Annotated in this window: 10 protein-coding genes; 9 read left to right on the top strand and 1 reads right to left on the bottom strand. The window is 60.6% G+C overall.

Going from position 1 to position 12,399, the window contains the following annotated elements:
- Position 1: 1 nt before the first annotated feature.
- From AAAX73_RS01080 to AAAX73_RS01060, 5 genes are all read left to right on the top strand, one after another.
- Positions 2-838: a transketolase gene (locus tag AAAX73_RS01080; protein WP_192934535.1), complete on the top strand. Its 837-nt coding sequence runs from the start codon at positions 2-4 to the stop codon at positions 836-838.
- Complete coding sequence (locus AAAX73_RS01075) at positions 831-1,772, top strand: transketolase C-terminal domain-containing protein (protein WP_117640518.1); 942 nt, start codon at positions 831-833, stop codon at positions 1,770-1,772. The genes AAAX73_RS01080 and AAAX73_RS01075 overlap by 8 nt, the downstream gene beginning before the upstream one ends.
- A gap of 176 nt (positions 1,773-1,948) precedes the next feature.
- Positions 1,949-3,439: a glycerol kinase gene (locus tag AAAX73_RS01070; RefSeq protein ID WP_349124783.1), complete on the top strand. Its 1,491-nt coding sequence runs from the start codon at positions 1,949-1,951 to the stop codon at positions 3,437-3,439.
- 152 nt (positions 3,440-3,591) lie between these two features.
- Positions 3,592-4,080, top strand: coding sequence for an S-ribosylhomocysteine lyase (locus tag AAAX73_RS01065; RefSeq protein ID WP_117640520.1), 489 nt, complete (start codon positions 3,592-3,594; stop codon positions 4,078-4,080).
- Positions 4,081-4,223: 143 nt separating this feature from the next.
- Entirely contained in the window at positions 4,224-4,868 is a 645-nt protein-coding gene (locus AAAX73_RS01060) for a DUF4867 family protein (RefSeq protein ID WP_349124782.1), read from the top strand.
- Positions 4,869-5,063: 195 nt separating this feature from the next.
- On the opposite strand, the gene AAAX73_RS01055 is transcribed toward AAAX73_RS01060, so the two are convergent.
- The gene (locus tag AAAX73_RS01055; RefSeq protein ID WP_117640522.1) at positions 5,064-6,170 is read right to left on the bottom strand and encodes an ATP-binding protein; all 1,107 of its coding nucleotides are present in this window, start codon (positions 6,168-6,170) and stop codon (positions 5,064-5,066) included.
- Positions 6,171-6,559: 389 nt separating this feature from the next.
- Here AAAX73_RS01055 and AAAX73_RS01050 point away from each other — a divergent pair, with 389 nt between their 5' ends.
- The 4 genes from AAAX73_RS01050 (at position 6,560) to AAAX73_RS01035 (ending at position 12,295) form a co-directional block, all read left to right on the top strand.
- A complete protein-coding gene (locus AAAX73_RS01050; protein ID WP_349124781.1) occupies positions 6,560-7,990 on the top strand; it encodes a 6-phospho-beta-glucosidase in 1,431 nt (476 codons plus the stop codon).
- Between the two features lie 389 nt (positions 7,991-8,379).
- Positions 8,380-10,179 carry a histidine kinase N-terminal 7TM domain-containing protein gene (locus AAAX73_RS01045; RefSeq protein WP_349124780.1) on the top strand — a complete coding sequence of 600 codons (1,800 nt, stop codon included), beginning with the start codon at positions 8,380-8,382 and terminating at the stop codon, positions 10,177-10,179.
- The gene (locus AAAX73_RS01040; RefSeq protein WP_349124779.1) at positions 10,176-11,675 is read left to right on the top strand and encodes a hypothetical protein; all 1,500 of its coding nucleotides are present in this window, start codon (positions 10,176-10,178) and stop codon (positions 11,673-11,675) included. The genes AAAX73_RS01045 and AAAX73_RS01040 overlap by 4 nt, the downstream gene beginning before the upstream one ends.
- Positions 11,672-12,295, top strand: coding sequence for a response regulator transcription factor (locus tag AAAX73_RS01035; protein WP_349124778.1), 624 nt, complete (start codon positions 11,672-11,674; stop codon positions 12,293-12,295). Before AAAX73_RS01040 ends, AAAX73_RS01035 begins: the two co-directional genes overlap by 4 nt.
- Positions 12,296-12,399: the final 104 nt, after the last annotated feature.

Below are 12,399 nucleotides of genomic sequence, written 5' to 3'. Positions count from 1 at the left end.
AATGGCAACTATCGAAGAGCTTGAGTCCCTGCGTTGGGATCTTCGCCGCGATTGCGTCGATATCATCATGGCTGGCGCCGGCGGCCACATCGGCGGCGACATGTCGGTGATCGACGCCCTCATGACCCTCTATGCCAACCACCTCAACATTTCGCCCGAGACCGTCGACGACCCCAACCGCGACCGCTTTGTGCTCTCTAAGGGCCACGCCATGGAGGCCTACTACGCGGTGCTGTGCCACGAGGGCTATCTGGACCTCGACGACGTCAAGGCCCGCTTCTCCAAGTTCGGCAGCCCCTACATCGGCCACCCCAACAACAAGCTCAAGGGCATCGAGATGAACTCCGGTTCGCTGGGTCACGGTCTGCCCGTGGCCGTGGGCATGGCGCTTGCCGGCAAGATGGACGGCCGCGACTACCGCGTCTACACCATCATGGGCGACGGCGAGCTTGCCGAGGGCTCGGTCTGGGAAGGCGCCATGAGCGGTGGCAACTACCAGCTCGATAACCTGTGCGCGCTCGTGGACCGCAACCGCCTGCAGATCAGCGGCAGCACCGAGGACGTCATGAAGCAGGATTCGCAGGAGGAGCGCTGGGCTGCCTTCGGCTGGAACGTGCTCTCCATTCCGGGCAACGACATCCAGGCCATTGACGCCGCGCTGACGTTGGCCGCCGAGACCAAGGGCAAGCCCACGGTCATCATCCTCAACACGGTGAAGGGCTATGGCTCGCCGGTTATGGAGGACAAGGCCGCCTGGCATCATCACTTGCCCAACGACGAGGAATATGCCCAGATCATCGCCGATTTCGCTGCCCACAAGGAGGCTATCAATGGCTAACAAGATCGCCAACCGCAAGGTTATCTGCGACACGCTGCTCGAGGCCGCCGAGACCGATAAGGACATCGTCGTCCTGTGCTCCGACTCCCGCGGCTCCGCATCGCTCACGCCGTTCTTCGATCAGTATCCCCAGCAGTCCATTGAGGTCGGCATCGCCGAGCAGGACCTGGTGAGCATCGCCGCCGGCATGGCTTCGTGCGGCAAGAAGGCCTGGGCCGCCTCGCCGGCGTCCTTTGTGACCACGCGCTCGTATGAGCAGTGCAAGGTCGATGTCTCGTACTCCAACACCAACGTCAAGCTCATCGGCATCTCGGGCGGCGTCTCCTACGGCGCCTTGGGCATGAGCCATCACTCCGCACAGGACATCGCTGCCATGAGTGCGATTCCCAACATGCGCGTATATCTGCCGAGCGATCGCTTCCAGACCGCCGAGCTCGTGCGCGCCCTGGTTGCCGACAACAAGCCGGCCTACATCCGCGTGGGCCGCAACCCGGTCGAGGACGTGTATACCGAGGACGAGTGCCCGTTCCAGATGGACCGCGCCACCTGGGTACGTCGTGGCACCGATGTGACGATTGTCGCCACCGGCGAGATGGTCCGCCATGCCGTGGACGCCGCCGACCTGCTGGCTGAGCAGGGTATCTCCGCTACCGTGCTCGACATGTACTGCGTCAAGCCGCTCGACGCCGAGGCCGTGATTGAGGCCGCCGGTGCCACGCGCGCCGTCGTGACCGTCGAGGAGCACAGCCCCTTTGGCGGCCTGGGCTCCATGGTCGCGCAGGTCGTGGGCGAGCATTGCCCGCGTCCGGTTAAGTGCCTGAGCCTGCCCGACGCGCCGGTCATCACCGGCACGAGCCCCGAGGTCTTTGCGCACTACGGCCTGACGGGCGAGGGAATCGCCAAGACGGTCGCTGAGTTCCTGCCCGCAGAGTAATTGGTGCATCGGGGACAGGTCACTTTGCATCAACTTGGTGCAAAGGGGGCAGGTTTGCACCAATCCTTTTAGGTTGAATTCTGAGCAGGCCGGCTGCGCTCTCATGAGCCGGTCGGCCACTCGCTCCTTGTCCGTCGGGCTTTAGTTTTTAATCGACGGGGGAGACAGGAGAGTACATGAGCAAATACATCATCGGAATCGATCAGTCCACGCAGGGCACGAAGGCGCTGCTGGTGGACGAGGGCGGCCACCTGATTCATCGTGCCGACCGCTCGCATCGCCAGATTGTCAACGACGCCGGCTGGGTGAGCCATGATCCGGCCGAGATTGCCGCCAACGTGCTGGTCGTGGCGCGTGCCGTGGTGGAGGAGACCGGGGTCGATCCGGCCGATATCGCCGGCATTGGCATCTCCAACCAGCGCGAGACCACCGTTGCCTGGAACCGCACGACGGGCGAGCCGCTATGCGATGCCGTGGTGTGGCAGTGTGCCCGCGCCCGCGAGCTGTGCGACGAGCTTGCCGCGCGCGAAGGCGTGGCCGAGCTGGTGCGTGACACGACGGGCCTGGTGCTTTCGCCCTACTATCCGGCGGGCAAGATGGCTTGGATCCTCGCGAACGTTCCGGCGGCTGCCAAGGCCGCGGCGGCGGGCGAGCTGTGCCTGGGCACCATCGATGCCTGGGTGGTCTGGACGCTCACGGGCGGTGCGGAGTTTCGCTGCGACTGGTCCAATGCCAGCCGCACGCAGCTCTTCGACCTGCGCCGTGGCTGTTGGAGCGAGCCGGTGTGCGAGGCCTTTGGCATTGACCCGGCCTGCCTGCCGCAGGTGACCGATTCCGACGGTCTCTTTGGCACGACGGACCTGGGCGGCTTTTTGCCGGCGCCCGTGCCCATTCACGGCGTGCTCGGCGACAGCCACGCGGCCTTGTTTGCCCAGGGCTGCCATAGCCGCGGCATGGCCAAAGCGACCTATGGCACCGGCAGCTCGATCATGATGAATGTCGGCAACGAGTTTGTCGCCAGCTCGCACGGGCTTTCGAGCTCGCTTGCGTGGCGTATGAACGGCGTGACCGAGTATGTGCTCGAGGGCAACGTGAGCTACGCCGGCGCCGTCAAGACCTGGCTGCGCGACGATCTGGAGCTCATCAACAATCCCGAGGAGGTCACCGACCTGTGCTATGCCGCCAATCCGGCGAGCCGCGTCTACTTTGTGCCGGCGTTTACCGGCCTGGGCGCGCCGCACTGGGCAAGTGATGCCGAGGGCTGCGTCTTTGGCATGACGCGCACCACGGGTCGCGCGGAGTTCGTAAAGGCCGCCGATGAGTCGATCGCCTATCAGATCTTCGACGTCATTGATGCGATGGTCGAGGATTCGGGCGCCGCACTGGCCGAGCTTCGTGTTGACGGCGGCCCCACGCGTGACGCGTACCTGATGCAGTTTGAGAGCGACTTGGTCGGCTCGTCCATCCGCATTGCGAGCAATGACGAGATGAGCGGTCTGGGCGCGGCTTGGGCCTGCGGCATTGCGCTGGGCATGTACGCGCGCGATGTCGTCGACGTCTATGGCGCCCGCGGCATCGTGGAGCCTGCCATGCCCGCAGACGAGCGAGCCAAAAAGATCGCCGGCTGGCGGCATGCCGTCGATGCGACCATCGCGTACACGGCCTAGAATGATTCTTCTGGGACGGGGATTAAAAACTCATTGATCCCCGTCCCAGGCAGCTCATTTGGGACGGGGCTTTTTTGACTGGTATGATTGGTGCGACCATTCGAACCAGCTAAAAGAGCCCCGTCCCAAATTGACTACCGAGAGGAACTGCCATGGAGCGCATCGCAAGTTTTTCCGTTGACCATCTGCTGCTTGAGCCCGGCGTGTATGTGAGCCGCATCGACCGCGATCCGGCGACCGGCGCTGCCGTCACTACCTTTGATCTGCGCCTGACCACGCCCAACAAGGAGCCGGTCATGAACACGGCCGAATGCCACACCATCGAGCATCTGGGTGCCACGTTCCTCCGCAATCATGCCGAGTGGTCGAGCCGTATCGTCTACTTTGGGCCCATGGGCTGCCGCACGGGCTTTTACCTCGTCGTTTTTGGTGAGCTGACGAGCGAGGAAATCTTGCCGCTCGTGCGTGAGCTGTTCGAGTTTGTTGCTGGCTTTGAGGGCGATATCCCCGGCGCTGCTCCCGAGGAGTGCGGCAACTACCTGGACCAGAACCTCCCCATGGCCAACTGGCTTGCGCGCCGTTATCTCGACCGCGACCTGGCCGATATCGACGAGAAGCACCTGCACTATCAGCAGGCGTAAGGGCTTTATCGCCCAAAACGCGCGCATTGGGCGCCTTCGCTTATGCGGGGCACCTTTTTGTTGAGTGGTCGGGACGAGCGTTCAAAATCGCTCATGTTTGTTCTAGAATGTTCGTATAGTCACATTTACGAACAGGAGCGAACATGCATATCTACTCTGTTAACGATCCCGAGTTCAAATCCTATGGCAACGTTTGGGATGACGTTCCGTCCGAGCTCACGTCGCCCGTGTTCGAGGCGCTCTCTGCCACGCCCATTCCTGAGGGCAGCAAGTACGTAGCGAGTGCGCCGGAGCTCGAGGGCGTCAAGGATGCCGATAAGCTGGGCTTTCTCATGTTTGGCGGTCGTCCCTTCCAGCTGGGCTGGTGCAACGGCCACAACACGCAGCTCAACTGCCTGGAGTATCACCGCGCCAGCGAGTTTAACCTGGGCGCCCGCGATTTTATCCTGCTCGTGGCGCATCGCTGGGAGATCGAGGACGGCAAGCTCGACACCGCTCAGGTCAAGGCGTTCCGCGTGCCGGCGGGTACGGTCGTCGAAGTCTTTAACACCACGCTCCACTACACGCCCTGCATGGTCGACGACGGCGGCTTCCAGGTGATGGTGGCGCTGCCGGCGGGCACCAACGGCCCGCGCCCCGAGGCTGCAGCCGACATGCCTGCCGCCGGTGACAGCTACTGCTACTGGAAGGCCGACAAGTGGGTCCTCTGCCATGCTGACAGCCCCAAGGCAGCCGAGGGCGGCTACGTAGGCCTCATCGGCAAGAACCTCGACATCACCTGCGACTAGAGTCTTCTGTCTCGATCTGTAACATCTAGCGGGCTAAATCGTTACTACCTGTTACAGATTGAGACATATCGTAGAAGGCCGCCCGAAAATCTCGATCTGTAACACCAAACCCGATTTTGACGGCCTAGCTGTTACAGATCAAGACAAACCGCCCCAAATCACCACAAAGGTGCCTGTCCCCTTTGTGGTGGTTGGCTAGAGCTGGCTGCGCAGGTAGTCAGCCATATATGGTACGGCGAAGCGCACGTAACCGCGGCGCGCCTGTTCGATAACGCCGGCGTTGATGAGGCGCCGGCGATACTTTTGCGCGTAGTCGGGTGTGACCGACATGCGTTTCGCTACATCGGAAATGCGCGAAACGGCGTCTTCGTCATCAGTCATTGCGTCGAGAAACGCGACGTCTTGGTCCGATAGCGCGGCGAGCGTCGTTTCACAAACATCATTTTCGAAATCGACTTTCGATGCTTCGATAGCTCCGTCGACATGCGCTTGCGCTATGCGTTCTCCGGCCTTGCAACGATTGGCGATGTTATAGCCAATAAGTTGCAGCATATAGGGCGAACCTTGGGTCGCGTGAGCGGCGCGGAGGCGAAGGTCGCTTGGAATATCAAGGTCGAGCTCTTCGAAAGCCCGCTGATAATATGCATCGACATCTCCGACTGAAAGCGGTTCGAGCGTGACTTTGCGTGCGCGGTTGAGAAATGTCAGTACGCGGTCGTTGAGTGTCGCGGAGACTGCTCCCGGGAGGCCCGCCATGACGAGCGCGACGTTGAGTCGTTCGCCGACCAGCTCTTGATAGGCGGTGACGAGCTGCCTAATCTCGGGTGAATTTGCCTGGAGCTCATCGATGAGGATGAGGATGCCGTGGCCCTGCTCGGTCAGTTTGCGCGCAAGCTGCGTGAGTTTAAACTGAAAGCTCTTGGTCTCCTGCACGTCTCGTGTGAACTCGAGGCCTGCCGAGAAACCGAAAACACTTAGGCTGCCGCCCGTGAGTTTGGGAAGGTAGCGCGTATTGACGTAAGGCTCGCCTGCTTCTTGGATTTTCTCAACAATGCGCTCGAGCATATCCTCGGAGGCTACGGTAGGCGTGGCGACAACATAGCCGAGCTTGCGTGCGCGGTCGGCAAGTTCCCACAGAAGAACCGTCTTGCCGCTGCCTCGCTGTCCAAGCATGAGCATGGCTCGGTCGCGATTGCCCGGCTCCTGCTCAAGGCCGGATATGAATGTCGAAATCACGTTCCCGCGCCCCACCAGATAGGACGGGCGATTTCCAAATGAGGGGGAGAAGATGGTTTCAGTCATAAGTCTCCTTTCCTTTTTTTCCTATTTTTTCCTTTTTTTCCTATTCAGTCAAATAGTCCGCAGGTCGAGGACGGTTGCATAGGCCTCATCGGCAAAAACCTCTACATCACCTGCGACTGGCCTCATTAACTTGCGGTGGAATAGTTCCTGTTTAGGCGCCGCGGACCGGAAAACAGGAACTATTTCACCGCAACTGCCCAAACCACCACAAAGGTGCCTGTCCCCTTTGTGGTGGTTTGGGCGGGCGGGTATCAAAAAGTGTCAGACGGGGGCGGCTGCCGGGCCGCCGTGTGCGAAAAGAAGTGTCGACCTGCGCCGTTGCCGTTGAGCGACGCGCTGTTTGCAAGGATACTGAAACCACGACAAACAACGTGTGAAAGGATCGATGCATGGCTTTCCGTAATGACTTCCTGTGGGGCGGCGCGACGGCTGCCAACCAGTGCGAGGGCGCTTACGACGTGGATGGCCGCGGCCTGGCCAACGTGGACGTGGCCCCGCACGGCCCCGAGCGCTACGCGGTGGTCTCCGGCCAGCGCAAGATGCTCGACTTCGAGGATGGCTATTACTATCCCGCGCAGACCGGCATCGATTTCTACCACCACTACAAGGAGGACATCGCCCTCTTTGCCGAGATGGGCTTTAAGACCTTCCGCATGAGCCTGGCGTGGACCCGCATTTTCCCCAACGGTGACGAGACCGAGCCCAACGAGGCCGGCCTGGCCTTCTACGAGGACGTTTTCCGCGAGTGTCAGGCGCACGGCATCGAGCCGCTCGTGACCATCACGCACTTCGACTGCCCGATCCACCTTATCAAGGAGTACGGCGGCTGGCGTAACCGCAAGCTCATCGACTTCTACAAGAACCTCGCGACCACGATCTTCACCCGCTACAAGGGCCTGGTGAAGTACTGGCTTACCTTCAACGAGATCAATATGATCTTGCACCTGCCGTTTATGGGTGCCGGTCTGGTCTTTGAGGAGGGCGAGAACAAGGAGGCCGTCGAGTACCTGGCCGCCCACAACGAGCTCGTCGCCAGCGCCTGGGCAACCAAGATCGCTCACGAGATCGACCCTGAGGTCAAGATCGGTTGCATGCTTGCCGCAGGTAGCTACTACCCCTACAGCTGCCGTCCGGGCGATGTGCGCCAGGCGCAGATTGACAACCAGAGCAACTATTTCTTCGTCGACGTTCAGAGCCGCGGTTACTACCCGGCCTATGCCGTCAAGAAGCTCGAGCGTCTGGGCATCGATGTGGGCATGACGGACGAGGACCGCGAGATTCTGGCCGCCAACACCGTCGACTTCATCAGCTTTAGCTATTACAGCACCCGTTGCTCCGCCGGTGCCGATAACCCCGATGTCGAGCGCACCCAGGGCAACGCCTTCGCCGGCGCCAAGAACCCCTACCTGCAGGAGAGCCAGTGGGGCTGGGCCATCGATCCGCTAGGCTTCCGCATTACCCTCAACGACCTGTACGACCGCTATCAGAAGCCGCTGTTTGTGGTCGAGAACGGTCTGGGCGCCAAGGATGTTGTCGAGGAGGATGGCTCCATCAACGACGACTACCGTATCGACTACCTGCGCCAGCACATCGCCGCGATGCGCGATGCGGTGACCGAGGACGGCGTTGACCTGCTGGGCTACACCACCTGGGGCCCGATCGACCTGGTGTCTGCCGGCACGGGCGAGATGTCCAAGCGCTATGGCTTTATCTACGTGGACCGCGACGACGCAGGCAACGGCACCCTCAAGCGTTCCAAAAAGAAGAGCTTCGATTGGTATAAACACGTCATCGAGACGAACGGCGAGGACCTGGCCTAAGGTTTTCCCAACAACCACAGCTTCCTAACTAAAGCGCCCGGCGAGCAGCTTGTGCTCGCCGGGCGCTTTGTCAAAAAAGCACTCATTGGGGACGTACTTAAATGAGTGCCCGCAGAATGAGAGTGGATAATCTCCCGTTTTTTGCCTGTCTGCGGGCTCAAAGTGGGAGATTATCCACTCTCGTCATTGGTAGTCATTGGGGACGTACTTAAATGATTAGTCGCTGGGGACACTCCCTGCCGTCTGCGGATTTTGGGACATGTGGCCCGCTTTTTGGGCCTGCCTGTCGGTACACTAAAAGCACTATGGGTACCCGCGAGCGACATATTGGCCACGCGGCCGCCCGATCCGCGCCCGTAGCGGATCCTAGGGGCGGCAGGCTCTTCGCCATGCCGCGATTCCTTGTTGGCATAACACATCAGGTGTACCGTCACCGCGTCTTTGCTATCGCCGGCGCCATCACCGCGCTGTTCCTCATGCTTTTGGCAGTTTTGCCGGCGCTGTTCGCCTTCGACCCCAAACTTTCTAACGTCGTGCCCGCCTATAGCGAGGTGTCCGAAGAGGTCGTGGATGCGCTCGTCCACTCGAGCTCTCTTCCGTTGCTTGTTGCCGCAATCGCCTTTTCAATCTGGGGTGTGTTGGCGTACCTGCGCTGCCTGGACTACGTCTTGCGCCGCCGCCTTGTTGCCGTTGCCACTATCTGCGCCCTCTGGATGATCGAGGTAATCCTCAAATACAAGTCGTTCACGCCGTTCTATGCCACCGTGCTGTGGTACCTGTACTACGTGCCCATGACGATCATTCCGCTGCTCTACCAGCTGTGCGGCCTGCGCCTCGCGGGCGTGGAACAGCACCGCCTGGGTCGCCGCTACTGCGCTGCGCTGTGGATTGTGGCCATCCTGCTTATCGGATTTGTGCTCACCAACGATTTTCACCAGCAGGTCTTCCGCTTTGACCGTACAAGCGACACCTGGAGCAAAGATTACACATACGGCTGGGGTTATTTCGCCGTCCTCGTGTGGACGGCCTTTAACTTTGTGGCCTTTTTTATCCTGGTTGGTCGGTCCTCGTCCTTTCGCATCCAGCGTTTCTCGGGCACGGCGGCGCTCGTACTACTGGGTGGCGCATTCTTTGCCATCTCGTATGCTCTGCGCGTGCCCTGGGCATGGAGGCTCAACTTTTCGCTCGTCTATTGCGTCCTGTGCGTGGTGGCGATGGAAATCTGTCTCGATTGCGGTGTCATTCCGTCGTATCACGACATCGCCGGCATCTTCGACACCTTGCCGCTCGACCTCAAAGTTCTAACGCGCGACCTGCAGGAGGTCTATGCCACGCCGGTGTCAAAGCCAATGCCGGTAGGCGTGCGCGAGGAGTTGTGGGCCCAGGAGCACGGCCGCGCCCATGCCTTTGCTGTGGTGTCCGATTCCGATGTGATGTATCGTGCCTTTCCACTGCTGGGCGGATCGGCCCTGCTTGCCCAAGACGTGTCGGAGCTCAACGAGCTTAACCGTGAGCTGGCGCATCGTCGCATGGAGCTGCAGCGTCAAAACGAGCTGCTCGCCGCCGACTACGACCTTAAGACGCACCTGGCAGATCAAGAGGCCGAGACCTTGCTGGTCCAAGACGTGGACCAGGCGCTTGCCCGCGCGCTCGAAGGGATGTACGACCTGCTGAGCTCGCTGCCGCCGTTGACCGACGAAGCGTCTTCTCACGAGCGTTACCGCATGCTACAGCGCGCCAAGATGCTCGTCGCCTATTGCAAGCGCAAGGGGTCGCTCACGCTGGCGCAGCACGGGGAGAGCGGCTTTGACCGCGACCGCATCCAGCTCATTGCCAACGAGCTCGCAAGCGACCTGCGCACCGTCGATGTCGATTGCGCCTCGATTATCGCCATACGACGCCCCATGCACGCCAGTACGGTAAGCGCCCTGTACGACTGCGTGTATGACTTTGCGTTTTTTGCCTACACCACCGACCATCCGGCGCTCATGTATCACTTGGGCGACCATGACTCGTGCAGTGTCGAGCTGCGCGCTACGCTTTTCTCCAACGATGAGGAAGACTTGTCTCAGACACCGGCCGCCCATGAACTCGAAAGTGCGCTGCAGGGGCGCAACGTGGCATACCGCCTTGAGGGCGAGCCCGGCCAGCTGCGCATGATCGTTTTGATGCCGAGGGCGGGTGAGTGACGATGCAGATTTCGCTCATCCTTCCCCAAATCGTTGCGCTCGATGTTGTCTTTGCCCTGGCTGCGTGTCTGCAGATGATCCACGTCCCGCTCATCGCATCGCGCCGCTCGTCCTATAACCGTAAGGTGATTTGCGCCTACGAGGCGAGCCTTGTGCTTCACCTGATGATTTCGGTGCTCATCTTATTCGCGTCGTCTGGCTCGTATCTGGTGGCGCCGCTTGACGTTTGCGCCAGGGCAATGGGCGGAGTGCTGTGGCTCAATGCCGCGATCTTTGCCTATGGCGTGTTGCTTATGGTGCACTATCGTCGCCCCGTCATGCTGGCCGAGCTGCTGCTTGTTGTCGCCGTTACACCGCCGGTGGTTTTTGCCGTGGGCTCGGCGTGGGCCCTTGTCCTTATCGCGGAGGGAGCGTTCTTCCTGTTCCGCTCCATCGCGGCGCTCTTGATGGACGTCCGTAACCGCCAGGAAGATATCACTACGTTCTCGACGATCGAAACCATCAACGTGATTCCCGTGGGCATCCTGTATCTGGACCCGAGGGGCCGTCCGCTGCTCATGAACCGCTGCATGCGAAAAAACCTGGTGGAGCTTCATATGCCCACCGACCTAGGCGATATGAGCGGTACGTGGAACGACCTGCGCAAACTCAGCATGCAAATGCCCGAAAGCAGCAAGAACCGCGTGCGCATTAATCTGGACCGCTTTGGTGAGGCGCGCGTTGTGGTCGAGGTTTCTCCCGCCGAGATTCGCTTGTTTGTGCACGATGACGTTATGGTTTCGGGCCGCCTCTTCGAGCGCATTATCGGCCTGGATGTAACAGAGTATGCGCATGCTCATGATCGCCTGGCGCAAGCCAACCACCTGCTTGAGCTTGCGGGCCAAGAGCTCCAAGCCCAGATCGAAGAAGTCAAAAAAGTTGCTGACAATGCGGCCTATCTGCGTATGCGCGCCCGTGTGCACGATGTGATCGGTCAGCGCCTGTCCATCCTCCATCGTTATCTTGAGGAGGGGCGCCTGGATGACGAGTCGCTCGAGCAGATCGATCCGCTGCTGCGCTCGATTGCCGCCGACTTGCATAGCAGGGGTGACACCGAACCGGCAGAGCAACTGGGCGATATCGTCCATGCCTTTGGCCTGGTGAGCGTGCAGATCGATGTGGAGGGAGAGCTGCCAAGCGACGCGCGTGTCGCCGCCGCATTTTTGCAGATTATCCGCGAAGCCTCAACCAATGCCACCAAGCATGCACAGGCCCATCAGGTCCATGTGCGCCTGTGGCAGGAGACGTCGGAAGACGGCGCTGTTGCGCGGATGACCGTTTCTAACGATGGCGCGCCTGCCCCCGTATCGTATCGCGAGGGAACGGGTATCCCAGGTATGAGGCATGTCGCGCAAGATCTGGGTGGCAGCCTAGAGGTCCACGCCGCCCCGCCCTTTACGCTTGCGGTATCCATTCCGCTTAACGCCAACGACACGTCCCAAAGGAGAAGCTCATGATCCGCGTCCTTATAGTCGAAGACCAGGCCATTCTGCGCGAGAGCCTCGCGCGCTCCGTTGGCGACCAGCCCGATATGACCGTCGTCGCCGCGATCGCCGATGCCTCCGAGGCCTTGGGTGTCGCGCTCAAGGAGCGCCCGGACATGATACTGATGGACGTGTGCACCGAACACGATTCAAACGGCATCGTGGCGGCGGCGCGTATTAAAGAGGAGCTGCCCGAGTGTCGCGTCATCATCATGACCGGCATGCCCGAGATCACCTTTGTCGATCAGGCTCGCGAGGCGGGCGTCGATAGCTTTGTGTACAAGAACGTCGGCATCGACGAACTGTTCGCCGTGATGCGTTCCACGCTGGCGGGCTACTGTACGTTTCCCAAGCCGCCCGAGAGCATTTTCTCGGGCACGGCGGCCCTTGACGATGTCGAGCTGTCGATTTTGCGCCTTGCCTGCGAGGGCAAAAGTCGTCGCGAGATCGCGGCCGAGTTGTTTATGAGCGAGGGCACCATCAAGCGCCGCATCTCGGAGATCCTCAACAAGACCGGTTACGACAACATCATGCGCCTGGCCGTACATGCGGTGACCGAGGGCAGCATCGTTCCCAATATGGAGCGCCCGTAGTCGGTGCGCTCATCCGTGTTCTGGCGCCGTAAAGATAGGCCGCCCGCCGTTTTGCATCAGAAAACGGCGGGCGACCTGCTTGTGCGAACGGTGCTGTCGGCGCA

The sequence above is a fragment of the Collinsella sp. CLA-ER-H9 genome, from assembly GCF_040092295.1.
Taxonomy (GTDB): domain Bacteria; phylum Actinomycetota; class Coriobacteriia; order Coriobacteriales; family Coriobacteriaceae; genus Collinsella.
This window is presented reverse-complemented; position numbering and strand designations above follow the sequence as displayed.

Bases quoted from the DNA above. Each gene is read 5' to 3' on its own strand.
- AAAX73_RS01080 (WP_192934535.1), top strand. From the start codon at position 2: ATGGCAACTATCGAAGAGCTTGAGTCCCTGCGTTGGGATCTTCGCCGC.
- AAAX73_RS01075 (WP_117640518.1), top strand. From the start codon at position 831: ATGGCTAACAAGATCGCCAACCGCAAGGTTATCTGCGACACGCTGCTC.
- AAAX73_RS01070 (WP_349124783.1), top strand. From the start codon at position 1,949: ATGAGCAAATACATCATCGGAATCGATCAGTCCACGCAGGGCACGAAG.
- AAAX73_RS01065 (WP_117640520.1), top strand. From the start codon at position 3,592: ATGGAGCGCATCGCAAGTTTTTCCGTTGACCATCTGCTGCTTGAGCCC.
- AAAX73_RS01060 (WP_349124782.1), top strand. From the start codon at position 4,224: ATGCATATCTACTCTGTTAACGATCCCGAGTTCAAATCCTATGGCAAC.
- AAAX73_RS01055 (WP_117640522.1), bottom strand. From the start codon at position 6,170: ATGACTGAAACCATCTTCTCCCCCTCATTTGGAAATCGCCCGTCCTAT.
- AAAX73_RS01050 (WP_349124781.1), top strand. From the start codon at position 6,560: ATGGCTTTCCGTAATGACTTCCTGTGGGGCGGCGCGACGGCTGCCAAC.
- AAAX73_RS01045 (WP_349124780.1), top strand. From the start codon at position 8,380: ATGCCGCGATTCCTTGTTGGCATAACACATCAGGTGTACCGTCACCGC.
- AAAX73_RS01035 (WP_349124778.1), top strand. From the start codon at position 11,672: ATGATCCGCGTCCTTATAGTCGAAGACCAGGCCATTCTGCGCGAGAGC.